Origin of the sequence: Allobosea sp. BK604 (assembly GCF_004341515.1) — a bacterium.
Classification (GTDB): Bacteria; Pseudomonadota; Alphaproteobacteria; order Rhizobiales; family Beijerinckiaceae; genus Allobosea.
In genome coordinates, this window is the sequence record NZ_SLZF01000002.1 from 1 (window position 1) to 26,363 (window position 26,363).

Annotated in this window: 22 protein-coding genes and 2 pseudogenes; 11 read left to right on the plus strand and 13 right to left on the minus strand. The window is 58.4% G+C overall.

Annotated elements, in window-relative coordinates; all coding sequences use genetic code 11:
• Window positions 1-746: 746 nt before the first annotated feature.
• The 5 genes from EV560_RS05475 to EV560_RS05490 form a co-directional block, all read right to left on the minus strand.
• Window positions 747-1,022, minus strand: coding sequence for a hypothetical protein (locus EV560_RS05475; protein ID WP_131854742.1), 276 nt, complete (start codon window positions 1,020-1,022; stop codon window positions 747-749).
• Window positions 1,023-1,837: 815 nt separating this feature from the next.
• Complete coding sequence (locus EV560_RS36830) at window positions 1,838-3,115, minus strand: TniQ family protein (RefSeq protein ID WP_465246976.1); 1,278 nt, start codon at window positions 3,113-3,115, stop codon at window positions 1,838-1,840.
• A 5-nt stretch (window positions 3,116-3,120) separates the two neighbouring features.
• A complete protein-coding gene (locus EV560_RS05480) occupies window positions 3,121-4,191 on the minus strand; it encodes a TniB family NTP-binding protein (protein ID WP_131854743.1) in 1,071 nt (356 codons plus the stop codon).
• A 14-nt stretch (window positions 4,192-4,205) separates the two neighbouring features.
• Window positions 4,206-6,347 carry a Mu transposase C-terminal domain-containing protein gene (locus EV560_RS05485; protein WP_131854744.1) on the minus strand — a complete coding sequence of 714 codons (2,142 nt, stop codon included), beginning with the start codon at window positions 6,345-6,347 and terminating at the stop codon, window positions 4,206-4,208.
• On the minus strand, window positions 6,328-7,194 hold the full coding sequence (locus EV560_RS05490) for a TnsA endonuclease N-terminal domain-containing protein (RefSeq protein WP_131854745.1): 867 nt from the start codon (window positions 7,192-7,194) through the stop codon (window positions 6,328-6,330). The genes EV560_RS05485 and EV560_RS05490 overlap by 20 nt, the downstream gene beginning before the upstream one ends.
• 1,325 nt (window positions 7,195-8,519) lie before the next feature.
• On the opposite strand from EV560_RS05490, the gene EV560_RS05495 reads away from it, so the two are divergent.
• The 4 genes from EV560_RS05495 to EV560_RS05510 all read left to right on the plus strand — a co-directional run bounded on the left by EV560_RS05495 (window position 8,520) and on the right by EV560_RS05510 (window position 15,375).
• Window positions 8,520-9,530 carry an HAD family hydrolase gene (locus tag EV560_RS05495; protein WP_282568844.1) on the plus strand — a complete coding sequence of 337 codons (1,011 nt, stop codon included), beginning with the start codon at window positions 8,520-8,522 and terminating at the stop codon, window positions 9,528-9,530.
• 7 nt (window positions 9,531-9,537) lie between these two features.
• Window positions 9,538-10,329 carry a metallophosphoesterase gene (locus EV560_RS05500; protein ID WP_131854747.1) on the plus strand — a complete coding sequence of 264 codons (792 nt, stop codon included), beginning with the start codon at window positions 9,538-9,540 and terminating at the stop codon, window positions 10,327-10,329.
• A 162-nt stretch (window positions 10,330-10,491) separates the two neighbouring features.
• Complete coding sequence (locus tag EV560_RS05505) at window positions 10,492-13,911, plus strand: TM0106 family RecB-like putative nuclease (protein WP_131854748.1); 3,420 nt, start codon at window positions 10,492-10,494, stop codon at window positions 13,909-13,911.
• 78 nt (window positions 13,912-13,989) lie between these two features.
• A complete protein-coding gene (locus tag EV560_RS05510) occupies window positions 13,990-15,375 on the plus strand; it encodes an IS1182 family transposase (protein ID WP_131854749.1) in 1,386 nt (461 codons plus the stop codon).
• A gap of 296 nt (window positions 15,376-15,671) precedes the next feature.
• Here EV560_RS05510 and EV560_RS36835 read toward each other — a convergent pair.
• Window positions 15,672-15,761, minus strand: a pseudogene (locus EV560_RS36835) (DUF433 domain-containing protein); the annotation flags it as partial.
• Window positions 15,762-16,138: 377 nt separating this feature from the next.
• Between EV560_RS36835 and EV560_RS05520 the strand changes: the two are divergent.
• Window positions 16,139-16,438 carry a DUF982 domain-containing protein gene (locus EV560_RS05520; RefSeq protein WP_165923341.1) on the plus strand — a complete coding sequence of 100 codons (300 nt, stop codon included), beginning with the start codon at window positions 16,139-16,141 and terminating at the stop codon, window positions 16,436-16,438.
• Window positions 16,439-16,618: 180 nt separating this feature from the next.
• A pseudogene (locus tag EV560_RS36260) lies at window positions 16,619-17,092 on the plus strand (ATP-dependent DNA ligase); the annotation flags it as partial.
• Between the two features lie 40 nt (window positions 17,093-17,132).
• Here the strand turns inward: EV560_RS36260 and EV560_RS36265 are convergent.
• The 4 genes from EV560_RS36265 to ku (EV560_RS05540) form a co-directional block, all read right to left on the minus strand.
• The gene (locus tag EV560_RS36265) at window positions 17,133-17,465 is read right to left on the minus strand and encodes a hypothetical protein (protein WP_248311971.1); all 333 of its coding nucleotides are present in this window, start codon (window positions 17,463-17,465) and stop codon (window positions 17,133-17,135) included.
• A gap of 14 nt (window positions 17,466-17,479) precedes the next feature.
• Window positions 17,480-17,923, minus strand: a complete 444-nt coding sequence (locus EV560_RS36650) for an autotransporter outer membrane beta-barrel domain-containing protein (RefSeq protein ID WP_282568835.1) — start codon at window positions 17,921-17,923, stop codon at window positions 17,480-17,482.
• 396 nt (window positions 17,924-18,319) lie between these two features.
• Entirely contained in the window at window positions 18,320-18,574 is a 255-nt protein-coding gene (locus EV560_RS05535; protein ID WP_131854753.1) for a hypothetical protein, read from the minus strand.
• A gap of 1,476 nt (window positions 18,575-20,050) precedes the next feature.
• Complete coding sequence (gene ku / locus EV560_RS05540; protein WP_131854754.1) at window positions 20,051-20,893, minus strand: non-homologous end joining protein Ku; 843 nt, start codon at window positions 20,891-20,893, stop codon at window positions 20,051-20,053.
• 95 nt (window positions 20,894-20,988) lie between these two features.
• Between ku (EV560_RS05540) and ku (EV560_RS05545) the strand changes: the two genes are divergently transcribed.
• Together ku (EV560_RS05545) and EV560_RS05550 are read left to right on the plus strand one after the other, a co-directional pair.
• Window positions 20,989-21,882: a non-homologous end joining protein Ku gene (ku, locus tag EV560_RS05545; RefSeq protein ID WP_131854755.1), complete on the plus strand. Its 894-nt coding sequence runs from the start codon at window positions 20,989-20,991 to the stop codon at window positions 21,880-21,882.
• Complete coding sequence (locus tag EV560_RS05550; RefSeq protein WP_131854756.1) at window positions 21,815-22,015, plus strand: hypothetical protein; 201 nt, start codon at window positions 21,815-21,817, stop codon at window positions 22,013-22,015. Before ku (EV560_RS05545) ends, EV560_RS05550 begins: the two co-directional genes overlap by 68 nt.
• Before the next feature lie 195 nt (window positions 22,016-22,210).
• Here the strand turns inward: EV560_RS05550 and EV560_RS05555 are convergent, their stop codons facing one another.
• On the minus strand, window positions 22,211-23,326 hold the full coding sequence (locus tag EV560_RS05555; protein WP_248311952.1) for a PAS domain S-box protein: 1,116 nt from the start codon (window positions 23,324-23,326) through the stop codon (window positions 22,211-22,213).
• A gap of 510 nt (window positions 23,327-23,836) precedes the next feature.
• Entirely contained in the window at window positions 23,837-24,250 is a 414-nt protein-coding gene (locus EV560_RS05560) for a helix-turn-helix transcriptional regulator (protein ID WP_131854757.1), read from the minus strand.
• 169 nt (window positions 24,251-24,419) lie between these two features.
• Between EV560_RS05560 and EV560_RS05565 the strand changes: the two genes are divergently transcribed.
• Both EV560_RS05565 and EV560_RS05570 read left to right on the plus strand, forming a co-directional pair.
• Complete coding sequence (locus tag EV560_RS05565) at window positions 24,420-24,611, plus strand: hypothetical protein (protein WP_131854758.1); 192 nt, start codon at window positions 24,420-24,422, stop codon at window positions 24,609-24,611.
• A gap of 30 nt (window positions 24,612-24,641) precedes the next feature.
• A complete protein-coding gene (locus EV560_RS05570) occupies window positions 24,642-24,935 on the plus strand; it encodes a hypothetical protein (RefSeq protein ID WP_131854759.1) in 294 nt (97 codons plus the stop codon).
• A gap of 673 nt (window positions 24,936-25,608) precedes the next feature.
• Here the strand turns inward: EV560_RS05570 and EV560_RS05575 are convergent.
• The gene (locus EV560_RS05575) at window positions 25,609-25,827 is read right to left on the minus strand and encodes a hypothetical protein (protein WP_131854760.1); all 219 of its coding nucleotides are present in this window, start codon (window positions 25,825-25,827) and stop codon (window positions 25,609-25,611) included.
• A gap of 140 nt (window positions 25,828-25,967) precedes the next feature.
• Between EV560_RS05575 and EV560_RS05580 the strand changes: the two genes are divergently transcribed.
• Entirely contained in the window at window positions 25,968-26,177 is a 210-nt protein-coding gene (locus tag EV560_RS05580; RefSeq protein ID WP_131854761.1) for a hypothetical protein, read from the plus strand.
• Window positions 26,178-26,363: the final 186 nt, after the last annotated feature.

Sequence of the window (26,363 nt, forward strand, 5' to 3'; positions counted from 1 at the left end):
AACCTGAAGGTCGTAGGTTCAAATCCTGCCCCCGCAACCAAATCTCAAAAGGGCCCGGCAATACGCCGGGCCCTTTTTGCGTTCCTGGGCTTCACTGCACCTGGCCGACATGAATGCGCCCGCTTAGGCGGCCGCCATGGGAGCGCGCCCGGCGATGAAGCGCCCCTGAACGCCAGCCCAAGCCAGTTCAGATCCAAAGCCTGAAACGCGCCATCGCTATCGCACTGCTGCGCCGCGCTGCTGTTGACCATCACGCGAAGACGGTAAAGCGCGACCAGGACTGGACGAGTTGCTCGCCCAGCTCCCCTACCCTGCTTGTTGAAATGCCAATTTGGTTCGCGGACCAGCTGGTCGACAAAGCAAATGGCGCGACTGCGCTTCCAATGAAGTCAATATCTTACCTCCGCGCGAGAAAGCAGCAGTCTCATCTTTCATAAATCAAAAAATGAGATTCTGTATGCGCCATAAATCAAATCATGAGACTCCCCGTCTCATTCTCTTAGTGGGTTCAAAACCTAAGTCGAGTGTCCCGGGCCTCGCGGGCTTCGGCCGTCGGAGGAGTAGTCCCCTGGGCGAGGCGACGCCAGCTTCTGGAACCGACAGCACGCGGCGCTATGCTCCAATGACGACCAGCTTCAGGCTTTCCGACTTGATAGGTGCTTTCTCCAACGCCGACTGAACTCGGAACTTCAAGGCCCAGGCTCGAATATGCCGGTGGTCCTTGTAGTCCGTTCTCCATTCCTCGATCAGCCGGCGAGCGCTCGGCAGTTTCGGAAAATGCGCTCGTCCCAGCATTCGTCCCGGAAGTCAGGCTCTCGACGAAGCCGCTCTGTATAGGCCCACGTGGTGTGATGCATCGCCACTCGACCCGGGTTGTCTTCCTGCCATCGCAGCATTGCGCGCGTGGTCAGCTCGGGGCCGTTGTCACTGACCACCATAAGTGGCCGGCCGCGAAGCGCGATGAGTGCGTCGAGGTCCTGGACAGAGCGCTGGCCGGAGAGCGAGGTATCGACGATGAGCACTGAGCACTCTCACGTAAAGTCGCAGCCGATGACCAGCACGCGGAAGCGGCTACCATCAACGAGCTGGCCTCCGGGACAAAGTCGACGCTCCAGCGCAAGGTCGGCCCCTGCGGCATGGGTATCGGCGGCCCGTGTCCCGAGCGCGCTTGCGCCCGGCACGCCTGCCCACCGTCAGCCGCTCCTCCCTTGTTTTGATTCGACGCGATCCATCCCGCCGCAGGTGGATCGTGCAGGCGCCCGTAGCCGAAGCGCTCCGCTGGCCCGCAAGGGTCTTCAGCCGCTCAAGGATCTCACATCGTCTGATCGTAGCGAGGCATAGCGATAGGTCTTCGGGATCTAGCCTGATCAGACCGCAGGCCCCACGCTGCAGGAGGTCTTCTCTTCGATCGCCAGTTCATAGATGCTCTCCGCGATCGGGGCTTGTGACGTTTTTTCCGAGTCCTTCGCGCAGCGTCGCGACGTCCAGGCTCGATTCCGTCAAAAGATTCTTAAGCTTTCGGTTATCGTCGTCCAACGTCAAGCCGACGTGCGTCGGATACTTCGATGCGCTAGCGATTGCGCCGGTTGTAAAAGGTCGCGTCGCCGGTCCCGTGCTTGCGGCAGATATCCTCTACCGTGACACCGGCTAATGCTTCTTCAGCACCACAATGATCCGCTATTCGCTGAACGGCTCGTCTTCATCTCCGTCTCCTTCAGACGTAGAGCGGTGCACCGCACATTTCTCCAGCAAGACTGCCATATGAATTACAATGAGCCGGGAGCGACACAGGACTCACAGGGCAGTATTCATTGCGCAGTGATCCCTATCGGAATTTTTATTCCACCTTCGCCAATCTCGCGGCCAACTTCTCCACATCGCAACAATCAAACAATGATTGCGTACCAAGAACGAAAAAGGGCGCTATAACCCTCTCCTCCATCAATTTAGTTAGCTCCTCTGGTCTAATTCCTAAGCTTTCGGCGACCTGCCTAAACCCCAATGCGACCCGCATGCGAGAATGTAATTCGTTTACACTATTCGCGGATACGAGATAATGCCTTCGGCGCTTGCCCGCGCGACGCTCCCCTTTCAATTGTCCGCTTTCAACCATACGCGCAACGGCCTTCGAAGATACCCCTAGCCTCTTTGCCGCCCACTGAGTCAGCACATAAGATTGTCGAGAGCCCATTATATTAGCAGACATAGCGCGATTCTTCAGAAAAACAGCTTCGGGACAGGCACCAAAATATGAATTAACTTCAGCCCGAACTCTTCGAAGCCCCTGATTATCGAGAGTAGACCGCATGCTTTCATAAAGTCTCCCGTAAGCCAAATTCAGCGAAACCTGGCCCTCGCTCGCCAAGCGACGTCGATCCAACCAACACTTCAGTCCTTCTGGCCAGCTCCAAAGTATTGGCGATGCCTTCTGGATCGCCGTCCTGCTGTTCCTGGCTGAAGGCTTGCCTATATATGTCGCGCGCCATCCGGGATCGTGATCAAACGCGGCACAAAAACGCAACAGCTTCGCCGCCGCTTCGACGCCTTCAATCGGCGCCGCATCTTGTGCAGGAGGACGCCCGTGCGCAAGGTCGGAAAAAAGCTGCGACGTGCGAAGTAAGACATCTTCCGGCCGACCAAGGTCCTCCTGAAGCTCCCGACGGCATTTACACCTGAGTGGCCCCCGGCGAAACCAGGTCGCCGGGAGCCGACATCCGCACTCGTCGACCAGATAAGCTAAATGATCGGGACAGGCGAGGTTTCCGAAGACGTCCCACTCCGGTTTAGTCCGGCCCTCTCGCACACACCGTATGCAGATTCGAGGCCTGGAATAATTTACAAGACTCATCGCCATAGGGGTACTTCCGAAGCGCAATCGCTCCGGATCACCTTCGCTCGGCCATGTCGCCCGGTTCTCAAGGATATATTTTGGGACATCGAGTAGCTTGGATAATCGCGACACATCACATCGCGTAGTTACGAAGTTCGATGGCATTCCGGCCAATTCTAAGAGATTCGAACTATTCCTCATCCGATTCAATTCGCTCAACCGTAGAATATAATGTGGCAAAATCTCATTGTCGTTTGGCGGACTTCGGACTACGAGGCGAGTCAAGAGCCTCAGACCTTCGTCAATGCACCGTTGGCCGCGCGTCGCCGGTCATTCCGCGATGAGCGTCGGCCCTTAGATGGAAGCAGCAACTGTGAGTGGTCGGGGAGCGGTGGAGGCAATTGCTCGATCCATCCTGATGAGAACGGATTACCAAGGCCATCGCGGCGTCGCTCTTTGATGAAGGCACGACAAAACGCTTCGCTTAAGGTTGCGTTGTCAATGCGGCTGCGATTCGCTCTGCACGCGATTTCTGTTGCCTCAAGGATCAGCTTCTTCAATAGGCCGATAATGCCGCGGCTTACGTAGAAGAACTTCATAGCCGTCCTGCGATCTTCGACATCAATTTCGTCTGCAAGCGGAACCGGCATGTTAGCCCGATACACAGTAAGTAGCGCCAAAAAGTTTAGCCGGCTTTCTACATTCGCATCCTCTTCATCGATCGCTCCCCAGTCGTACGGCTGCAACTGAATTTCTTCGTCCCAACGCCTGGCGATCTGGCTATCGTGTTCAAAAATTACACGCGTCCGCCCCATCCCTAACAAGCAAACGCTTACCTGAGCACGCTCGCTCAAGTCCTTTAGGGCCTCAGCGATTTCAAACCGTCGAACGATGCCATCCCGATCTACAATTAGCTGAGCCTCATCCACTATGACCATTCGCACGCCGCAAACCTTCAGCAGATGGAACAGACGCTCTTCTAAATCTTCCTTTCCCTCTTTCTTTTTAAATAATGGATCCCCAATCTTGCTCAACATTTGTCTAATCATGGCGATAACCGTCGGTTGCCCTTTAAGAGAGACGGCAATAACTGGTATCTCGTCACAGACAGCCTTTCCTCCAATTGGCAGCTCAATCGTTCGTGCATTGCGGCGTATCGGGTACTTAGAAATGAGGTGTTTTCTAAGCGTTGACTTTCCAATACCGGAAGGCCCCGAAACAAAGAAATTTGGCTTCTCACTCAAATTTTTGCGCACCTCTAACTTGAAGCAGATACTCTCCATCACGGATCTGTATGCTGGATGCATGATAAATACTTTATCCAACTGAAGCAGTCGTTCGCTGGCCTCCTCGACAAGCATCGGAATTCTCCTTCTTAGAAGGGCATTCGAGAGACCTCGAATTGGGCGATCGTGTGTTCAACACGGTCTTGTCTCGAAGGCTCAGCTGCCCGGACGGATTGAGCGCGCGCACCGCCGTTCCGTAGCCCGGGTCCATCTTGCTTTATGCTTGATCCATCGCATCCGCTACGCTCCATCGATCCCTTCTGCTGAGATCCCTCATAGCGGAGCAAATGCGTCCCGAATCCGAGGGCGCGGGCAACGCGAGCATTCGCTTGAACGCCAAGATCCTCCTGGCGCCATGCCGCGATCTTCTCCTCGAGATCAAGCCTTGCGCGCACGTATGCCTCTCGGTCTACATTACCAAAGAGTTTCTTAGCGTGCCGCTGAAATAACGCGTGGCAGAACAGACTTAACCCGTTTGTACGCTCTGGTTCTAGCGAATCGCAGCGAATCCAGGCGTCCTCGCGCGCATGCCGTACGTACACCTTCGATAAATCAGCGGGATTTACTTTGACCGAGACGTTCAACGATGCGCCGTGGTGGTGTCGAAGAGAATGAAGCTCGTCACTATAATAATAGATATTTTCGTATCTCACTCCGCGGTGATCGAGCCTGCCTGACCTCACAATGCCGAACATGGCGTCCAAGTCGGTACCCTTTCGTAGAAATTCTGGTTTAACTAGTCGGGTTCCATGCTCCCAGCGTTGGTTGGGCGAACCAATCTCGGGGCGATAAGCTGGCGCCGTTCCGTGATAATCGACGATCCAACAGTGTATTATGTAAAGTAGCTGATCAAATGATATGCATGCATTCTTGCCCGGATCGTAGTCACGACTGGGTATCTCCTTTGAAAGCACAAAGCCCGGCATGTCCTGCAAGAGCGCTCTGTTAAACACATCGAATGAGCTTTCCACATGCGCCTTTGTCCACGGCTCCCACGGCTTGCTGAAGGTCCATGGAATATCGAGGTCTTCCAATATGGTTTGTATTGTCGTGCCGTGGGCGCTGAGCGAGTTGTCAAACGTTATAAAGCGGGGGCGCCCCGCCATTTTGTACGTCCCCGCGAAACCTGGATACTGTTCAGAGACGTAAGATTTGAAATTGCATGCGTGCCTTAATACGCTTGCGAATACCGTGTCTCCGGCAGGTTCGAATCCCAGATAGAAGCCAAGAAACCCCCCACAATATACGTCGAGAAGCCAAGATAACCAGGGGCGCCCTAACGGTATTCCGCCACAGCGTGAAACGCAGTAAAATGGAAGACGCGTTTCGTCATATTGGACCAAACTCAGACATGCTTCCGGCTCTTGATGCCCGTGCGGTCGTCGATGTAGCATTCGAGCTCGCGTCACACCCTCGCGGGCGACATCGATTCGGTACTGTGGAAACAATTTCAGCCGCTTGAGAATCGTCACGCGCGAGGGTAAGCGGAATTTCTCAGCAAGTGCAGGATATGCTTCCCGTAAAGTATCAAGCTTGGACAATAATCTCGTTTCGATCGAGTGGGTTGAAAACGCTGGGCTACCCTTCGGCCGCCCCCTTTGGCTTGTCTCGTCGAGCCGTTCTTGTATTGCTGCATCCAACGCGGAGCTAACAAGTGGATGCATTTGCTGGCGGTTTCCCCGCGCGCCCCAATTCGGCGCAAAATCATCGATAAAACCTCCCTCGATGAGACGCTTACGCATCCTATAATATTGAGCCCGGCTAATATTTTTGGGAGCGCCGAAGTGTTCAATTCCGTATTTGTTGCCTAGGTCACGAAGTACTTCCGCGAGTAAAGGTTTAGCTATCCTAACGCTGAGGATCGAATTCGACGTATAATCGCTTTCGCCCATAATCACAGCAACTTCACGGATAACGTCTCGAAAAAAGCGCATATATTTCTGCGACTTTTCATCGCGATCAGATATTTTCCGCGCTCGGCGTCGCAATCTCTCAGCAGCCTTTGCCGGCGTGTCGCCATCCAACTCCTCGTCAAACTCAAAGTCACCTCGATAGTGGGACGCGTGCAGTTCCTCAGTCGGGTGACTCTCTATTATGCAAAGGTGGGGTGCAGCTCCTAGTGGACATAGCTGCCAATGCTCCCGACCGTCCAAGGTCACCGCATTGAGCAGTCGATACCGCTTTCCATGAAGGAGAACGCGCTTGCCCTCCTCAAAGCAGTGCATTGCCATCGAACCGCTCCTCGCGAATGAGCCCGTCCCGCGCTCGTCGCCCCCGGAGAAAAGACGTGTGTTCGTCGATTGGCCCCGTTAAGTCGACGCTCAAGAAACCGTGACGTACAAGAGCAAGAACCTGTTCGAAGGATAGGCTAGGGAATTTTTGCTTCAGGTGTTCAAATGAGCAAGCGCCGGAACTTTCCAAAAATTCACAAATATAAATCCGCGAGCTTCGACACGGCACCGGCGTTAGTCGATGCGCGAAGATCCGCTTTACGTTGGTAAATTTCTGCGGTGATCTAATCGATGCCTGGGTAAGAACACGGAAATCGAACCCCATGCTGTTAAATGCCTTCGCAATCAACGGCCAGCGAGATTCATTCTCGGAAGCGGCGGCGTCGTGCTCAAGCTTAATCTCGCGAATTTCCGGACGTCCGCTCGCGAGGACGTAAGCGTCTGGGGTATATCCCCTTTTGTTCTCATATCGGAGTTTCAGGGGCTGCTCCACGATGCGCTCGATCGCTGGATCGAGCTCGCAATTCATTGCGTGATCGAGCTCTAAGGTAGAAAACAGGCGAAGCACGTGACCGCCCTTCCAACTCGGAAGACGACACTGACGGCCTCGGCCCCAACCCGGTTTCGAACGAGAGACGGGTAATTCCGTAATTTCGGGCAGAACGTCGCGGAGTGCCGGGTGCCGCGAGACGATGTGCTCACCGGGCAACGCTGTCGGTGGGTGATCAGCTCTCCAGTATCGAATCTTTTCGACGCACAGCGGTGCCGCCGGCGCTGGTACCGGCACCGACAGGAGTTGTCGAAACCAATTTTTGAGTTCTTCTTCTGGATTTTGCCGTAATTTCATTCGAGTAGCCTCCAGAAACTAGAGGTTTTGCACGGACTCGACCTGAGATCACAGTTTTACGTAAGAACGCACTGACGGCGCTAATCCCCCGTATCATTCGGAAGCTCGGTCGCACATGAGAAACCAAGAGCCATGGGCCCGGAAAATGATCTGATTCGGTCGGGTTTGCAATTTTGACGCATTTTATGCCTCCGGTGGACTCTGACAGAGCAATCCACCCGCCTGCCAACTCATGTTCGCGACCGCTTGCCAGTGTCGCGCCCAGCGTTCACTGTACCCCCACGGGTTATTGGAACCTCGATCGCGCCACTGGCCATTCGTTCCAGCTTACGTGGGCTCTGGTTATGAGAACCAGCGCTCACTTGATCTGGCAGCGGGCCGGAGTCGCATCAACTTGAGCGCAGCAGTTTCTATCGTCCAGATCGCGCGGCTCAAGCGGCGCCTAACGAGTTTGTACATGGCATCGGAAACTCCCGATAAGCCGCACGCGCGGCCAAAACCCCGAAAGGAAGCGGTAAAGGCCGTTCCGGAGACCTTGTCTGCCTCGGTCGATTGGAACTATATCACGGCCATAAAAATTTTCCACCTGAATGATTCCAGGCCTACGCCTCTCCCTAACCTCTCATTTGCACCACTCCCACCGACATCGGTAATTCAAGGGTATCTCTGTAAGGCCGGGAGAGAGGCCTTGGGAGTATCACAAGCGTGGTTGTGGCAACGATCCAGCGTATCGCGGAAGACTATTAACGATTTTGAAAACGGATTTATCATTCCAAAGCGGAAGCTTATCTCTCGTTTAAGAGAGGCTTTGGAGTCTGACGGAGCGATATTCATCGCAGGTCCAGATCTTGTTGGGGTTATTTCATATCGACCTCACCCATAATTTTTTTGGGTCTAACCAGGCTCGCGGGTGCGCGTGCTTCAAGCTCACCTTTCGCCCACCTGAAACTATATAGTGGATATAATTCTGCGCGTGGAATACTATCCCCGTGAGAACGCCGCCGTGTCGGTCATGCCTTTAGTCGCCTTCCCACGGCGGGCAACGACTCGTATCGAGGGACGGTCCTCCGTGATCTGGAGAGTCTTCGGGGGGAGCCCCTACAGTTTCTCAGGTACGCCCATGAAGAGCGAGCCTGGCTGACGGAGCACCACGAGGCCTGGCGGTCTAATGGAGCTTGCTGCTCGATCGACTACGCAGAACGTTAGACGATCAGCTCTCCGTCTGCCGCTATGCTTCTGGCGCCGGGCTCTGCCAGACCGCTCCGAATCAGAGTGACCGTGATTTCGCGACCTACACGGAGGGCAACGTGATTTGGCACGACGGAATGCCTGTGATTCGGGCCGTGTGCTTCGATGGCTTCGGAACCGTCGTTGAAATCAGGGATCGACGCCGCCCATTTCAGGCGCTTCTGGCGGGCGGTTCCTCGTCAGGGTGGGCGGCCAAGGCACTTACCCGGCGGACCGGCCTGAGCGAACTTGCCCGCGACCTTGCGAACTCCCCTAGCGAGGAGAGGATGGCCGAGCTCGAAGCCGATCTCGAAGCGGAATGCGCCTCGACGCGACAAAGGCCAGGAATGGATGAGGTCTGGGATACGCTGCGGAGGCTGGGGCTCAAGATCGGTGTCTGCTCCAACCTTGCTTCAGCTTACGAGCACGCATTGCTGGGCTGTTTGCCTCGTGTTCCGGACGCGCTTGTCCTGTCATTCCAAGCCGGAATTATGAAGCCCCAGATCGAAATCTACCAACTGGTGTGCGAGCGACTGAACCTGGAACCGGGTCAGATCCTGTTCGTCGGTGACAGCCTCGAGGCTGACGTGCTGGGCCCGCGCCGCGCCGGCCTGTTCGCAATGAGCATCGGCGAGTTCGAGCTGGCCCTCGCAGAAGGGCTTACGCCCGACACGCCTGGAGCTATTGCAGAACTGTTCGAACAGATTGCCGCCCTGAGGAAGCTAGGGCCGATCCCTTTGGTGCACACCCCAAAGCAGGCCCTCGACTCCGGGCTGGCGCACGTCAACGTCAGTATCCGACGGAAATACTCGCGACACGAGCTCTTGGAAGTCCTGAGGTCCCCATTGGCCGTCATGCAGGGCGATGACGCTGGGCTGAAGCACCTCCTCAGCGCGTTTATCGACGAGAGTGATGAGGCGCTCCTGACCAGGATCACTGAAGGAGGTGAGATCACCTGGGCCAATCTCCGGGAGGCAGCCTTGGCCGGCCTGCGCCCGGGAGATCTCAAGCTTGCGTGGATTGCCGGTCGAGCAGTCATGGCAGGTGCAAATCCATTTCCGACGTCAGCTGCGGTCGTTGGTGCTCCCTCAGACGATCTGGCAAGGTGAGGGTGGTATGCGGTTGCTAGCGGTCTCCGACCTACATCTCGAATTCGGCCCTTTCGAGTTTCCCCAAACAATGCCGGAATATGATGTCGCGGTGTTCGCCGGCGACATCGGTCAGCCGATCCTAGGCGCGATCAAATGGATGTCCCGCCAACGGCAGGCCGGCCCCCTGTCGGAAAAGCCAATTGTCTACGTCGCGGGAAATCACGAGTTTTATGCCAGTGAACTACAGAGCAATCTGGCCGAAGCCGGACAGCCGGCTGACGAGGCAGGCATCCACCTGCTGCATCGTCGAACGGTGATCATCGGACAAGTCCGCTTCATCGGCTGCACGCTTTGGACGGACTATCGGCTCCTTGGAACGCCCAAGCCCTCAATGGTCTTCGCTGGGCAGGAGCTAAACGATCATCGCCTCATCAAGTACCGTGAGGAGAACGGTCACATCAGCCGATTCATGCCGTGGCATGCTGCGGCGGAGCATAGACTCGACCTGGCGTTTATTCGCAGCGAGCTCGCGACCCAGCACGACGGTCCTACTGTCGTCGTGACCCACCACGCGCCACACCCAAGGTCCGTACAGGCGCGCCGTCAGGGAAGCGCGCTTTCACCCGCCTTCGTCTCGGATCTCGGCAACCTGATCGAGAGTTTCCAGCCGGAGCTCTGGATCCATGGTCACGACCACGGATCACATGACTACCGAGTTGGCAGAACTCGTATCTTTGCGAACCAGGCTGGCTATCCAAGCCTTCATGGAGATCGAGAGAATCGCGGCTTCGATCCAAGTTGTGTTATCGAGGTTTAAAAGGCACGAGCACACACAGTGACGGATAGGTCTTTTTGAAACTGACCCCCGGGCGTGCCTCATCCTGGATATGCCGCGAGGGAAAATACGAGTGCATGAAGTACCCGTTTAGCGAGCATTGCCGGTGACTCTCCCGGCATTTCATTGATAAAACTCAGGACGATGAGAAAGATCCACGAAGAGATCCACCTGAGCGCGACCGACCTAGTCGGTCATCTAAACTGCGGGCATTTAACCGCCCTCGACATCAAGGTCACTGCCGGCGAACTTGAGAAGCCTGTCCATTGGGACCCACTGCTGGAGATTCTCCGTGAGCGGGGATTCAGCCACGAGCGGGCGTTTATCGATCATCTGAATTCGGCCGGCCTGAAAGCAGTGACGATCGAGGGCGTCGAGATTGCGGATGCAAGCGTTTCCGCAACGATCGAGGCGATGAAGGCCGGATACGACATCATCGTCCAAGGTGCGCTGCGACAGGGCCGCTGGTCGGGCCGTGCCGACATTCTGCGGCGTGTTGAGACACCAAGCGTATTCGGTGCATGGTCTTACGAGATTATCGATACCAAGCTCGCCCGCGAGACCAAGAGTGGCACCGTTTTGCAGCTTTGTCTCTATTCAGAGCTGCTCCGCGACACACAGCAAGCCCAGCCGGAATTTGCGTATGTCGTCGTGCCGTGGACCGATCACGTGCCGCAATCATATCGGATCGCGGATTACGCCGCGTATTTTCGCAAAGCGAAGGCTGCGGTCGAGCGCGCGACCACGGGCTCGACGGATGTTGAGACCTATCCTGAGCCTATCGATCATTGCGATATCTGCCGTTGGCACGATAGCTGCGACAAACGTCGCCGTGCGGATGACCACCTGTCATTTGTGGCCGGGATCTCACGCAACCAGATCACCGAACTTCGCGAGAACGGTGTCAACACGCTAGCGGCGCTTGCGGCCCTGCCAACACCAATCGGCTGGAAGCCTCAACGCGGCGCGGTTCAGTCATATGAAAAAGTCAAAAGGCAGGCTCTGATTCAAGCGCAAGCTCGGGAGAGCGGCGAGTTGTTGCACGAATTTCTGCCTGTGATGCTGGGATTTGGGCTCTGCGCTCTACCAGAGCCGAACGCAGGCGATATTTTTTTCGATCTCGAAGGGGACCCCTTCGTCGGTGAACACGGCTTGGAGTATCTATTCGGCTACCATTATCGGGATGAAACCGGCGCTCCTGTTTATCAGGCTCATTGGTCATTCAACCGGGGCGAAGAGAAAGCCGCATTCGAGAACTTTGTCGATTTCGTCACCGAGCGGAAAAGAGCCTACCCCGGACTCCACATCTATCATTACGCGCCCTACGAACCTGCGGCGCTGAAGCGCTTGATGGGTCGTTATGCGAGCAAGGAAGATGAGATTGACGCGCTCTTGCGCGGCCTTGTCTTCGTCGACCTTTATAGCGTCGTTCGAAACGCCGTGCGCGCGAGCGTCGAGAGCTATTCGATCAAGAGGCTCGAAGCATTCTACGGCTATGACCGCGTCGTCTCGCTGCAAGATGCCAATCTTGCGCTTGCCAGTTTGCAGGCAGGCCTGGAGCTTGGTGACAGCGTTTCGATATCGGACGGCGATAAAGCTGCCGTGCAGGGTTACAATCAAGACGACTGCAAATCGACTGAGGCCCTTCGCAACTGGCTGGAGAAGCTCCGGGCCGACATTTTGGCGAGCGGGACCGATGTTCCTCGGCCTCCTCCCGGCCAGGATGCTGGGAGCGAGGAGCTTTCAGAACGCCAGGAACGTGTAAATCGGCTGGTCGTGGCGCTCAGCGCAGACCTACCGGTTGATCCGGCAGAACGCTCAGAAGAGCAGCAGGCGCACTGGATTCTAGCCAACATCCTTGACTGGCACCGCCGGGAGGACAAAGCCACCTGGTGGGAGTATTTTAGGCTGAGTGAGCTCAGCGCCGAGGAGTTGCTTGACGAAAGGCCTGCGCTTTCGGGCCTGACGTTTATCGGCGATGTCCCGACTACGGGCCGAGTGCCAACCCATCGATATGCCTTCCCTCAGCAAGACACGGATGTCCGCGCCGACAAGAAACTTCGCGCGGCTGGGGGAGATACGATCGGCGAGGTCGTTGCGATCTCCACGGAAAGCCGAACGATTGACATCAAGAAGACAGCCAAGACCGCCGGCGAACATCCGACTGCGGTATTTGTTCATGAGATCATTCCCGCCAAGGAACAAGCCGAATGCCTCCTTCGCATCGGCGAGCATGTTCTGGACCATGGTCTCACGAGCGACGGTCCATACCTTGCTGCCCGCGACCTTCTTTTGCGCAGGTTGCCGCGGATTGGTGATGAGCCCGTTCAGAACGCGGGGGAAAGTACGCTGGAAGCCGCCATTCGTATTGCACGCCATCTGGAAGGCGGCATTCTACCGATCCAGGGTCCGCCTGGAACCGGAAAATCTCACACCGGGGCCCGCATGATCTGCACGTTCGTGCAGCAAGGCCTCAAGGTCGGAATTACAGCCAATAGTCACAAGGTCATTCGCAATCTGCTCGATAAGGTTATCGAAGCCTCTGTCGAGATAGGCCTGGACCTTCGTTGCGTCCAAAAGGCCAAAGAGAAGGAGGACGATCTCCCTCGGCTTATTTTTGCAAAGGATAACGCGGGCGTCTTCGATGCGCTTTCATCAGGCCGATGCAAAGTGGCTGGCGCAACGGGCTTTCTTTGGGCAAGAGGCGAGGCTCAGGACGCGCTCGACGTCCTCGTTGTCGACGAAGCGGCGCAGATGTCACTGGCAAACGTTCTCGCCGTCTCTCATGCAGCCAAACGCCTCGTCCTGTTGGGGGATCCGCAGCAGCTCGATCAGCCGACACAGGGCACGCACCCGGATGGAACTGGCGTGTCGTCTCTTGAACATGTCCTCGGCGGAAGACAAACGATGGAGCCTGATCGCGGGCTATTCCTCGCGGAGACCTGGCGCATGAATCCGTCGATCTGCGCCTTTGATTCCGAGCTTTTTTACGAAGGCAAGCTCCATCCTGTCGGGGGCTGCGACAAGCAGTTGGTCTTGTCTGATGGGCCAATCAGGGGCGCCGGGCTGCGCTATGTTAGTGTCCCGCATTCTGGGAATAAGAGCTACTCGATCGAAGAAGCTAGCGCCGTCACTCAGATCGTGATGACGATTCTAGGAAGCAATTCGCGTTGGATCGATCGAGATGGAACCGAACGCCCAGTCACGATCGATGATATCGTGATCATCACGCCATATAACGCGCAGGTGTTCGAGATCCAGCAGCGCCTTCCTGGTGCCCGCGTTGGGACAGTCGATAAATTTCAGGGGCAGGAAGCTCCAATCGCAATCTATTCGATCGCAACCTCGAGCCACGCCGACGCGCCACGCGGTATGGAATTCCTATACAGTTCGAACCGTTTCAACGTGGCCATCTCGCGGGCAAAGTGTCTCGCAATCCTGATTTCGTCACCCGAGATTTTTGAGGCCGGGTGCAAAACCCCCCGGCAGATGCAATTGATAAATGCCTTTTGCCGCTTTCTAGAGCTTGCCCAATTTGTATCACCGCACACTAACGTCCGATAAGTTGCGATGTCGTTGAAAAAGTCGGCGTTGCTGCGGTCGTGAAGTCCTGATTCAGTCGTCCTTACGGAGGGCGGGGCGATGATGGGCGAACGGCAGGTGGCGCAGGAGGCGCTGTTCTACGAGTTCAGCTTGGAGCGTCACGTGCCGGCCGGTCATTGGGTGCGCGCCATCGACCGCTTCGTCGATCTCTCGGAGATCCGCGCGCATCTGCGGCCGTTCTATAGCGAGATCGGCCGGCCCTCGGTCGATCCTGAACTGATGATCCGGATGCTGCTGATCGGCTATTGCTTCGGCATCCGCTCCGAACGGCGCCTGTGCGAGGAGGTGCATCTGAACCTGGCCTATCGCTGGTTCTGTCGGCTCGGGCTCGAGGGCGACGTGCCCGATCACTCGACCTTTTCGAAGAACCGGCATGGCCGCTTCCGCGAGAGCGATCTCTTGAGGGAGCTATTCGAGACGACCGTCCGGCGCTGCATCGCGGAGGGGCTCGTCGGCGGCGAAGGCTTCGCGGTCGATGCCAGCTTGATCAAGGCCGACGCGAACAAGCAGCGCTCGGCAGAGGCCTCCGAGCCTGTCGACTGGGACGATCTCGCCCGGACGCGTCGCTCGGTGCGCGAGTATCTCGACACGCTCGACGAGGCCGCCTGGGGCGCAGCCAGCGAGGCCAAGCCGAAGTTCGTCTCGCGTTCCGATCCCGCTGCGCAATGGACCGGAGCCCTCAAGGGGCATGCCTTCTTCGCCTATGCGACCAACTATTTGATCGACCTCGATCATGCCGTCATCGTCGATGTCGAGGCCAGCCGCGCCATTCGGCAGGCCGAGGTCGGCTCGGCCCGAACCATGCTCGACCGGGCGCAGGAGCGCTTCGGCCTCTGGCCGGCGAGGCTCGCCGCCGACAGCGCCTATGGCTCGGCCGAGAACCTCGCCTGGCTTGTCCATGAGCGTGGGATCGAGCCGCATATCCCGGTCTTCGACAAGTCCCAGCGCAGCGACGGCACCTTCAGCCGCTCCGACTTCACCTATGACCACGCCCGCGATCTCTACACCTGCCCGAGCGGGAAGGAGCTCAGGCCGCGGCAGAAGACCTATCGAACCGAGCGGCCACTCGTCGATGGCGAGGGCATGATGCGCTACCGCGCCAGCAAGTTCGACTGCGACGCCTGCCTGCTGAAGCCGCAATGCTCACCTAACATGCTCGCTCGCAAGCTCCTGCGTTCGATCCACGAGGGCGCCCGCGACATGGCCAGGGACATCGCCGAGACCGACGCCTATGTCACCTCGCGGCGAGAGCGGAAGAAGGTCGAGATGCTCTTCGCCCATCTCAAGCGCATCCTGAGGCTCGATCGGCTGCGACTACGCGGACCAAACGGCGCCAGAGACGAGTTCCACCTCGCCGCAGCAGCCCAGAACCTCAGGAAGCTCGCAAAGCTCCTGCCGAACGGACCGCAGTTCAGGCACGCGTGAGAGGGCGAGACCCGACCGGCCAAATCCGAAACGTGCCGGGATCGCCCTCCAAGCCGACTTTTTCAACGACATCTTGCATTATCGGACATTCTTCTCATTGTAGAAGAATGGCCCGATTTGGCGCTCCAAATGGCACCGGTGGGCTTCGGCTGGGCTGCGGGCCGCGAAATCGGCCACGATCGAGGAGGTCCGCAGGTGTCGGATAACCCGCCTCGTCTCAAGGCAGTGTCCGCCAGGAGCGGCGCGCCGCCAAGCGGTTCGCGCATTCGGTTAATATTATTATCCGGTTGATCATTCCGGATCGCGAGCAGTCGCTCTTCCGACGTCAGCCGGTTGGCGGTCTCGAAGTCGAAGCTGATCAGGGAGCAGGCTCCGGCTAGGATGTGGTCATAAGGCTGGCCCGCTCCGAAATGGGGGGCCAAAGCAGCGGGCCAGCCGCGCGAACGCTCTCCGGACGATTGCCGTCGCGCAACCCGAAAATCCTTGAGGAAGGACAAGGTTCCGGTTCGCTTCCGTACATTGCGGCAGTTTGATCAATGTTAATGAACGCCGCTGCGCGCCCCCTTAGCCTCTGAGCTGCAAAGGGGCTCTGTCATGCACATTCAACGAGACTATGCCGCCGCCGCGCCCGAGATCCGCATCACGACACCGCGTGAGTATCGCGTCGCGCTACAACGACTTCGAGAACTGGAGGGCGCGGCTTGCGGTTCCTCGCATTGGCTGGAGATGCAAGCGTTGGCGCGAGCAATCTCGGGCTTCCTCAATGCTGCATCGCAAGGACCGCACCAAAGGGGGCGCTGACATGCGTCTGCATTGGTTCGATCCGCCGGTGATGGTCGAGAGCGACAAAAGCGGCCACGCGTATTCGGTTTCTCATGTGAAAAAGGCGGCTGAGTTCCTGACGCTATGGGAAGAGCGTGGCGCAGCTTGGGAGACCGCAGCAATAGCGTGCCTCGGCTGTCTACACGGGAAGATCGAAGCCAGCGAAGCCCGCACTGCATTCGAGGATGCGGCGCGAGCGTGTGGCAAATTAATACAAGCGACCTTTAGAGCAGACGCCTGAAGAGCCAGGCCAGTCCTGGCGGAACGATTCCGCGCCAGCGCCGTTGGCGGCTCAGTTGCGTAGGGAGTTCGGTCGGTGTGTGCGCGTCGCGTGTTGCGGTCGGGGCCTGGTGACGGGACCTTGAAAGGGCCGGCCGCGCGCCGTTCTGCCGGCGGCCAGCAAGTCCTGCTCTTCGATCCGATGCCGACGCGAATCGAGCCCAGCCTCGCGCTTCTAGTCTCACAGGCGCCGGAAGGGCCCGACTGGTCCTATGAGGTGAAATGGGATGGCTATCGCCTCGCCGTCCATGCCGAACCCGGCGGTAAGATCCGGATCATCACACGCGGCTGCCATGACTGGAGCGACCGCTTCCCGACCGTGGCGAAGGCTGCCGGTCTGCTCGGCGTCGACAGCGCGATCATCGATGGCGAAGCTGTCGTGCTCGATGCCCAGGGCCGAGCCGATTTCTTCGCCCTGCAGAAGGCGCTCGGCGGCCCTGGCGGCAAGCTGCGAGCGGCCGCCGCGACGCTCTATGCCTTCTACCTGCTCTATCTCAACGGCCACGACCTGCGCCAGCTGCGGCTCGACGAGCGCCGCGCGCTCCTCGAGGGTGTGCTCGGCGAGGCGAAGGTCCAGGGCATCAGCCTGAGCGAAGATATCGATCGCCCGGGCGCTGAACTGCTCGAGCAGGCCCGCGCGCTGGGCCTCGAAGGCATCATCGTAAAGAAGCGCAACCACGCCGGATGCGAAGCGCTGGGCCGCCTTTCAGAATCAGCGTCTCCAGCGTCGGAAAGTCCTCGGCGAAGAGACCATGCAGGCCGACCCCGCCGCGATTGTCGATCAGGCCGACCTGGAACGCGTGACCGCGGCCGCCGAGTTGAACCGCTACAAGAGCGTCTAGCGGGAAATAAATCCATTCGGCACTGGAATCGGGCAGGCGCGCCATCGGCTTGAGGGCAACCGGTTCCGCGTCCATTACGCAGGCCGGCACCGCGGCCCCGAAGGCGGCGCGCAGGAGCCTGTTCTCCGACCAATTCTCCAGGGTCACGGGCACCTCCCAAGCTAGACAAAGTCAAACTGGGATCTCGAGGGCGAGCTGTCTTTAACCTGGGTTATCTCCGCCCGAGCCAGGTTGCCGACGTGACTGTACGTTTGCGGGCCAAGTCGGAACGCTGGCGGCGCTGTTCGGTTTTCGCTGTGCAGGTTGACACAGGCGAGGCCGGCGAAGGGCTCGAGCGCGACGCGGCCGAGATCGATGCGATAGCCGAGCTCGCCGAAGACCTGGGCGGTGCCGGCATTGTAGTCGGCCCTCAGGCTGTTGCCGAAGCCGGGAAAGGCGACGATGCGCGAGGTCTCGATCTCGTGCCAGGTATAGCTTGCGACCGCTAAGCCACCGGATGCGCTCAGTTGCCCTGGTCGGCTAACATCCGCTGTGTCGATTGAAATGTTGAGCTCGGAAGGAAATACCGGACACGTCGGTTTGACACGTCCATTGAGGCGATACATGCGATGGAACCGGGGACGGATAGCGTGTTTGTCGGAAAAATCCGCCCGAGCCATTCGATGATCGTTCGTCCTCCACCACCTCAACTCACGAGTTACAGCCCGGAGGAAAATGAGCGAGCCAGACGGCAAGTCGTCGAATTGGCGAACGCCAAACGCGGCTCGGTCGAGGAAGCTGTTCGAGAGGGCTTGAAGTCGGCCATTGAAGCTTGGTTGCGCCAAACCGCCGTCCACAAGCGCGTCCCGGCTCCAGATGATGGAGGGTAAACAACGACACGATCTTATGCAGGGCCCGCCGGATCCGACACGGCGCCGAACTTGCTGCCGCGGTCAAGCGGGCTGACGTGTGGCACGGTATCGTTCCCCGCTCCGACAGGGCTATACCAGACGTTGGGAAGCTCAGTGGGTCGTGGGCGCGGCCGGTTTCCAACGACGAAGATCAACTAGCGGATCGGTGTCCGCGACCCTCCACGGTTCGATCTTGTCGCCCCAGGGCGAGGTCAAGTGGTCCACATAACCGAACGCGCCGCCCTGTTCGTAAAAGCACCACACCTCCCAGCCATCCCGGCCGATGAACTCGACCATGCAAGCCCGTTTGCCATGACGCGTCGGCGGATTGGCGCTCGCGATGATTTCTGAATAATAATGCTGCATGCTTTCACCTATTGCGGCAGAATTTAGCGTTAAACAATGCGCTCATCATCAGATTTCGAAATGTTCATATGAAGTAGAATTAGTAATTGTAAGCACAATATCTTCCCGATTTTCGTTGACATGGCCAATCTCGGGGCGTCTGCTCACCTCAGCCAGTTCCCTGGATTGGGTTGCTGACATCCCTCGATCGTCGCCGCCATGCCGCGACTGACCGGATTGGCACCAAATGCGTCCCCAGGACGAACCGTACACGGTCGCAATACCGTGGTACGACGAATCGGAATACCTCGAATTATGGGCGCTTTCTCATGACCGAGATGAGATGCCGACCCACTATTCGGTTTGGCTCGCTCAAGCGACCAAGGCGTTGCGCCAGATGCTTAGCAGCGGACGTGCCGTCGAGGTCATTACGGTGCGGCCAGCATCGTATCGCGTTGGCTAACCGAACGCTCGCTGGAAAATACCGCGTCCAATCGGCGGCGCTACGTCGAAGAACTAGCAACGCGCGGCAGCGAGGTCCGGCAAGGTGGTGCACCGGTCCTATCGGGCTCGATCGCCGCCAAACGAGATGACTAACCACGAGGGACGAATTGCATCGTCGGTCGTGGCAGCTTCTACCAAGCGCGCAAAAGACCTCACCGGCAAAGGCCGGCATACCTGCACCGGTTGCGGAACCACCCCGATCACACGCTCTGAATACCCGCCTTCGTTCCTGCGCGGCGGCATCTCAGATTGTCCGTGCGCCTTCGCGCACGCCGCGCCAGCGAGCGCCTCCTATAACGGCAGTAGTGATAGCGACGCGCAGGCGGAGACAGGTTATGATCATTTGAAACAGGACACTTGTCCTGCGCAGCGAACGAAGATTGGGCTCGAAATTCAATTCGGCAGAGCCGATGATGATCGGCGCGGGGGGCTGAAGGCGAATTCTTCATATTTGCCCCGCTGACTTCACCGACTGGTATCTTGCAGTCACAGGCCGGGCAGTCCGGCAGACGACGCAGCTGTCGCCTAGGATCTGCCGAACGGCCGCAAACGATTGCCGCCAGCCATCGTCGCAGGCTATTTCTTGACAGGCCGCCCCGGATCGAGCGCGCTCGGCGTGCTTGATGGCTTGAGGCTGTCGTCGGCAGACCGGCGCGCCCCCTTTTCTTCGCCCTTGGCCACCTTCTCTTCGGGCACACCGGTGCCTGGCCGCGGGCGGCTATCGCTCGATCGACCAGGCTGACCAACTGGAGGAGTCTTGTTTTCCGTTTTCATGTTCGAGGCCTTGTAAGGACGCATTGCCAGAAGACTGAGCGCGTCATCTAAACCTGCAGAAGGACAACTCGTTCCGTCACAGGTCCAGCTTCCTATTCAGCTCGTAAATCTCGCCCATCTCTGCTCCCTCGCGCGCTTTGAACGAGGCTATTCGGGGCTTCGGCTGTTTGAGGAGCGCTCCTGAACGCGAGAGCCGCCGCGCCGTCTGGGCATGCTGCCTCAACTCGCCTTCCGGTCCGGAGGCGCCATCTTGCGTCCGGGAGCGGCTCTCCTCGTGCGCGGCTTCGACACACCAGCGCTCGCCCGCAGAGCCTCCAGAAGGTTGACCACTTTCGCCGCCGGAGTAGCTTTGGGCCGTGCAATCTCCCGCCCTTGGATCTTGGCCCTGACCAATTCGGCTAGAGCAGTCTCATAGCGGTCGCTAAACTGGGACGGATCGAATTCGCCGGCCTTCGTCTGGATAATGTGCTTGGCCAGATCGAGCATTTCGCCTTCGATCTTCAAATCGGGGATTTCGTCGAACGCCTCCTTCGCTGATCGAACCTCATAGTCGATGTTGAGCGTGTGCGCGACGAGACCAGGCCCCTGCGCTCGTATCATCACCCCGCGGTAGCGCCGAAACAGCACCGCATGCGCCAAGGCGGCAACCTTCATCTCGCGCATCGCTTCGCGCACCACGGCGAAGGCCTCGTTCGCCAGCGGACCGGACGGCGCGAGATAGTACGGCTTGTCGAAATAGAGCGTGTCGATATCGCTGCATTGGATGAAGGCGCCGACAGCGAGCGTCTTGTTGCTCTCCGGTACCGCCTTCGCGACCTCCTCCGGCTCAAGCAAAACGACGTTTTGGTCATCGATCTCGTACCCCTTGATCTGATCTTCTTTGGAGACGGGCTCCTCGGTTTCGGGGTCGATGAACTCCCGTCTGACGCGATTGCCGGTTGATCTGGTGACCGTGTGGAACGCCACCCGCTCAGAGGTGGATGCGCCGGTGTAGAGTGCCACAGGGCAGCTCAGCTCACCGATTTTGAGGAAGCCTCGCCAATTGACCCGGGGCGCCACCATGACACCAACTCCACTCGACATGACCGGACTCAACGCCGGCGGAACCGCCAGCGTTCCCCCGCATTGAGTCGGCAGTTTCGTGGAGTAGTGTTGCAATGGCGCCGCGGTCTTTTTGGAAGGGCTATCTCAAGCTCTCACTCGTCACCTGCCCGGTGGCGATGATGCCGGCGACATCTGAGAACGAGAAGGTCCGCTTCCATACGGTCAATCGCAGAACGAGCAATCGCGTGGTCAGCCGCTACGTCGATGCTGTGTCCGGCAAACCGGTTGACGAGGACGATGAGGCGAAAGGCTACGAGGCCGAGTCGGATCGCTTCGTCATTCTGGAGGACGATGAACTGGAGGCCGTCGCACTCGACAGCACCCGCACCATCGACATCGACAAGTTCGTGCCGCGCGACAGCATCGCCTGGATCTACCTCGACAGCCCGTATTTCTTGATGCCCGACGACCCCGTCGGTGAGGACGCGTTCTCAGTGATCAGGGATGCGATGGCTGCGACCAACATGGTCGGCATCTCACGCGTTGTGATGAACCGGCGCGAGCGCGCAGTCATGCTGGAGCCGCGCGGCAAGGGCATCATCGCATGGACACTGCGCTACGGCGAGGAAGTGCGCGACGCTAGCGCCTACTTCTCCAACATCGACCGAGCCAAGCCAGACCCTGAGCTGCTCGAGCTCGCCAAGAAACTGGTTGCCGACCGCACCAAGCCGTGGTCGCCCGAAATGGTCAAGGACCCGGTGCAAGAGCACCTGCTTAAGCTGATCGCCTCAAAACGGAAGCGCAGGCTGGCTCACGCCAAGACCAAAGAGGGCGCGCCGGCGCCGCGCTCGGGCACGGTCGTCAGCATTATGGATGCGCTTCGGCAGAGCATGGCTGCAGAGACAGTAACCAAGGCCCGAAGAAATAGCGAGCGGCCCAATGTTCACCATCGACAATGCTCAGGAATATCAAGGCATTCTCAAGCGCCTCGAAAAGCTCAAGGCTGAGCTGATTTTGGATGGAGCGGAGGCGGCTGAAATCGTCAGCCTAATGGCGGCAGCGGAGGAATGGGAAGCCAAGGCGCCTCATCCTTCGGATTTGCCGCCCAACAGTGCAGACGATAAACCCCGGCGCCAATAGGGGGCGTAGATGAATTCACTGGCGCTCTGGTTATGGATGATCGTAACGGTCGCCATCCTCGCCGCTATCAGTTTCGTATCCTTGTCCCCGCGATAACCCCCAACGAGGTGGTGACAAGGCCCGCTGTTTGATAGGCCCACGGAGGGCCGTTGATCCCCTCCGCCCCCGGGCCACAACACGCGCCAGGTGCGAACCTTACGCGGCGAGCTTTTCGCGCGGTATTTCAATTGTGACCACAAGCCCGGTGTTTCGCCAATCGCGCCGGATAGTTGCATCGAGTGATGTGAGAACGCCATTCTCCAATCGGGTTCCGAAGCCGCTGGACGATGGCGCCGTGGTGACCGGGCCACCTAGTTCAGTCCATTCGAGGTTTATCGAGCCGCCAGCTTCAAACGTGCGAATCTCAAGACGCCCTTCCGACGCGGACAGTGCTCCGTACTTCGCGGCGTTGGTCGTCAACTCGTGCAGCAAGAGTGCGACATGGGTAACGGCTTCGGACCCAACCTCGGAATCAATGCCAGAAATATCGATCTTGTGGCCACCATACGGCTCGACGATCGTCTTCACGAGTGCGAGGAGAGTCGTGCTTTGAGGGCTCAGCCCCTCTTCTGTCCAGTCTGGCATCGTCAATTGGTGAGCTCGCGCGAGCGCAGCGAGGCGCTCGTGGATGATGCGAGCAAGGTCTTGCGGACGTCCGCCTGACCTGGCGGTCAACGACACAATGCCAGCAGCGAGGGCAAAGAGATTTTTTACTCGGTGCTGCATCTCGCCATAGAGCAGCCGCTGCTTTTCCTGCGCCTGGCGCCGCTCAGTGATATCGCGGGCGATCTTCGAGGCCCCGACGATCGCGCCCTCCGCATTGCGGATCGGCGAAATTGTCAGCGACAAATCAACAAGGCTTCCATCCTTGCGCATGCGGACGGTCTCGAAATGGTCAACCCGGTTACCACGGCGGATCTCAGCCAGGATCGCAGGCTCCTCGTCTAGTCGGCTCTCGGGGATGAGAATGGTGATGGGTCTGCCAAGGACCTCTGCCTCCGAATAGCCAAGGAGCCGGGTTGCGCCGCCATTCCAGCTTTGAATGTTTCCCTCGAGATCCTTGCTGATAATCGCGTCGTCGGAGCCATCGATAATCGCAGCGAGCCAGTCCCTGGGGTCAGGCGCGTGTGGCATCGCCCGCACCGGGCCGGAGCCGTTTGCCCCGACAATTCTGCTTTTCAGGACATCTAAGGGGCTGGCCGGGAGTTCGTCGCCCGATGCCGTCTCATCACTCGTTCTAGCCACCATGCCCGCCTGTACTGGGTGCGCCACGTTCAATGTCTATCAGTGACGCAACCGCTAAGCCACCAGCACCGCTCCTCGGGAGGCGCCCAGGCCGGAGTTGACCTCTGAAGGAAATTCCGGACACGTCGGTTTGACACGTGCATTGAGGCCATACATGCGATGGAACCGGGGACGGAGAGCGTGGTTTGTCGGAAAAATCCGCCAGAGCCATTCAATGATCGTTCGACCGCCACCGCCTCAACTCACGATTTACAGCCGGGAGGAATATGAGCGAGCCCGACGGCAAGTCGCCGAATTGGCAAACGTCAAACGCGGCTCGGTCGAGGATGCTGTCCGAGAGGGCCTGAAGGCAGCCATTGAAGCCTGGTTGCGCCAAACCGCCGTCCATAAGCGCGTCCCGGCTCGAGATGATGGCGGGTGAGACATGATCGGACGCGGGACGCGAACTTGCTGCCGCGCGCGCTCAAGCGGCTCGGAACCGTTAGAGGGCGGCGGCCTGAAGGGTGTGCGTCTTCGGCCCGTCCTCCCCCCTGCATTTCACCGGTGGCGAGAACGGCAGCGAAAATTGCGCGGGGTAGTACCTGCCATTCTGCGAAACGCTCTCGAAAAATGTGCTGGATCGCTATAGCCAGCGGCGAACGCGATATCGATTATTTTGTCTGCGGTGCGTTGAAGAAGTTCTACGGCTATTTCAAGCCGGACCCTATCGAGCAATTCAGAGTAAGTAAGTCCGGCGGATGAGAGTTTACGCTGGAGACTTCTGACGCTCAGCCCCAACGCGCCTGCAACATCCAGGACTTTCGGCGTTTTTTCTAAGAAGAAAACTGAAATAAGAAGCTTAACACTAGAGGATATTTTTATAATTTCTGCCTCATCGAAAGCTGAAACAAATTTCGCGGTGTTGTCCGACGGAATAACGGCATGCCTCTGTCCATAATGAACGATGGTCATGGATGCCCCCCGGCCGCATAAGAACCAAAAATTCGAAGGGCGAATGAATTGTACCTAAGGACAAGTGTTTCTCCCAGAAGTTGCGGCCAAACTGCTCGGTCGATGCGACCCGTAAGGCGAAACGATGGGCCCAGTCGAAGACCGAGGGCGAAGCCGGCTCCTGCTCCGCATGCCTGCCTGGCGCGTCGAGCTGCAGCGCGTCACGACGCCTGAGTTCCTTGAGGTTTGCGAAGCCTACGAACTCGTCTGGGACGCGATCATGGCCTTCGAGAGAATCGACGCGACGGACCAGGCCGCGGAGTTCAGGGAACTGGCCGATTTCTTAGAGGTGGAAGCGCTGTCAATTGCGCTGCAACATTAAGCGCGGCCACCCCTGGCAACAGGAGCGCGAATGTCCGACGATCATCTTGCCGCACCAACCATCGTCTTGGCGCTCCAAAGCGCCTTGAGCGAGCTGATGGCAGCGCACGCCCTGACTTGCTCGGCTACACCGATCCAGGGACTTCGAACAGCCCGCAGGGCGGCAGAGGTCGGCGTCGAGCGCATCAGCAGCCATGTTCCCGCATCGACACCTGCACTCGCGCGAATCGGCGACGAGTTGCCGCGGATCATGCGCGGTATCCTGGACAACGCGGAAGAGGCAGCCGTATTCATCATCGATGAGGAGAGAAGGCGTAAGCAGTAGCTAGCCTTAAGAGGGGCGAAGCCGGCTGCGCGAGCGGAGCCAGAGACAAAAAAGGCCTGCCACCCCATTCGAGCGGCAGGCCAGTGTCATGACGGTACTTGGGCCTGGCATGCCCGCTTTTGAAACGCTCGCTCTTGAGATGGGTTCCGACTGATGAGGGCCCGGCACCCTCCTGCCGAGCCCTCTCTTGTATGGCGAACCTATTCAGCGAGCGTACGATTCTCATTTCCGATGACGCGGCTATTAACTTGCTCGCCCTCAGGGTCGCCAGCGCCGTCTCCTCGGTGTCCGAGCCGACGAAGTAGACTAGCCTGTGGCCGACGACCGGCGATACGACTTCGATCTGATAGGCCGCTGCTGCTAACTCCATTGGACTAGGCTCGCGCTTCGACACAGACCCCGCAATATCAAAAGACACCCCTCGGCCCAGGCGAGCGATGGCGCCGGTTCCGAAAATTAAAGGCCCAGTGTCCCTTAGGAGGCGCTGGGCCTTATGACCGTCGTCGCGGGTGCGAACGGTCGCTTCGATCTCGGTGCTACCTCCGACTAGGGCGGCCGGTACATCCGCGGCTCGCTTCCAGGTCGGCGGTAGGCTGGCGCTTGGATGAGTGCCGCGAGACGAACGCTGCAGGCAGCGAGTGGTTCCGCGCGGCCTCGCCTGGCAAATATGGGGCTATCGTCCGGAAGGTGGGCGCGGCTTCCTTGTCGCGGCGGTCAAGTAATCGTCGGAAGCCTCGACCGCGGCCTCGACAATCGGCCGAACAAAGGCACGCAGATCGCGGCGCCATTCCTCCGACGACTCCTCCCAAGTGAATTGCCGCTTCTCGCGGGCATTTTCGTGGAGGGCCTTTGCCCCCGCTTCAATTGCGATGTCAATGCGGGTGTCTGCCATCGCTTTCCTCGTATTCGGCTGAAACTCCGCAACGCTACGGACTCGGCAACGGCGTCACATCAGAATCGTTCCACCCTACTTGAAACCTTTGCAAGCAATGACAAATCTTGGTGGAGTTTCGAGTATCTGGGGCGAGACCGATGCAGAATGCACCATGCCGTGTGATTGCCGTGTCGGATGTCAAACAGATCATCGTCAGCGCTGACCCAAGCGAGGGCGCGATCCTGTTGTTCGAACTGCCCGGGGCGGCGAATCTTGAGCTGAAGATACCGGCAATTGCGTTCGCAAAGTTGGAAGGCCTGCTCGCCAAAGCCAGCGCAACACAAGCGAAGCTTAACGGGCCGCAGTGATGTCGGACATGCTATCCATGCCACAGGAAAAGTCAGTCGCCGAGATTCATTCTCAGAGCGAGTTTCGACGAGCCCTTCGACGCGTTCGCGAACTCGAGGAGCTCCGCGCAGATACCCCCGAATGGTCGGAGCGAACCTCTCTACAGCGTGCTATCGCCGAGTTTATGGAAAGGCGCAGCGTTTCCC

Coding starts and splice junctions, on each gene's coding strand:
- EV560_RS05480 (WP_131854743.1), bottom strand. CDS start 4,191: ATGCTTGTCGAGGAGGCCAGCGAACGACTGCTTCAGTTGGATAAAGTA.
- EV560_RS05485 (WP_131854744.1), bottom strand. CDS start 6,347: ATGGCAATGCACTGCTTTGAGGAGGGCAAGCGCGTTCTCCTTCATGGA.
- EV560_RS05490 (WP_131854745.1), bottom strand. CDS start 7,194: ATGAAATTACGGCAAAATCCAGAAGAAGAACTCAAAAATTGGTTTCGA.
- EV560_RS05495 (WP_282568844.1), top strand. CDS start 8,520: ATGCCTGTGATTCGGGCCGTGTGCTTCGATGGCTTCGGAACCGTCGTT.
- EV560_RS05500 (WP_131854747.1), top strand. CDS start 9,538: ATGCGGTTGCTAGCGGTCTCCGACCTACATCTCGAATTCGGCCCTTTC.
- EV560_RS05505 (WP_131854748.1), top strand. CDS start 10,492: ATGAGAAAGATCCACGAAGAGATCCACCTGAGCGCGACCGACCTAGTC.
- EV560_RS05510 (WP_131854749.1), top strand. CDS start 13,990: ATGATGGGCGAACGGCAGGTGGCGCAGGAGGCGCTGTTCTACGAGTTC.
- EV560_RS05520 (WP_165923341.1), top strand. CDS start 16,139: ATGCTGCATCGCAAGGACCGCACCAAAGGGGGCGCTGACATGCGTCTG.
- EV560_RS36650 (WP_282568835.1), bottom strand. CDS start 17,923: ATGTATCGCCTCAATGGACGTGTCAAACCGACGTGTCCGGTATTTCCT.
- EV560_RS05535 (WP_131854753.1), bottom strand. CDS start 18,574: ATGCAGCATTATTATTCAGAAATCATCGCGAGCGCCAATCCGCCGACG.
- ku (WP_131854754.1), bottom strand. CDS start 20,893: ATGGTGGCGCCCCGGGTCAATTGGCGAGGCTTCCTCAAAATCGGTGAG.
- ku (WP_131854755.1), top strand. CDS start 20,989: ATGGCGCCGCGGTCTTTTTGGAAGGGCTATCTCAAGCTCTCACTCGTC.
- EV560_RS05550 (WP_131854756.1), top strand. CDS start 21,815: ATGTTCACCATCGACAATGCTCAGGAATATCAAGGCATTCTCAAGCGC.
- EV560_RS05560 (WP_131854757.1), bottom strand. CDS start 24,250: ATGACCATCGTTCATTATGGACAGAGGCATGCCGTTATTCCGTCGGAC.
- EV560_RS05565 (WP_131854758.1), top strand. CDS start 24,420: ATGCCTGCCTGGCGCGTCGAGCTGCAGCGCGTCACGACGCCTGAGTTC.
- EV560_RS05570 (WP_131854759.1), top strand. CDS start 24,642: ATGTCCGACGATCATCTTGCCGCACCAACCATCGTCTTGGCGCTCCAA.
- EV560_RS05575 (WP_131854760.1), bottom strand. CDS start 25,827: ATGGCAGACACCCGCATTGACATCGCAATTGAAGCGGGGGCAAAGGCC.
- EV560_RS05580 (WP_131854761.1), top strand. CDS start 25,968: ATGCAGAATGCACCATGCCGTGTGATTGCCGTGTCGGATGTCAAACAG.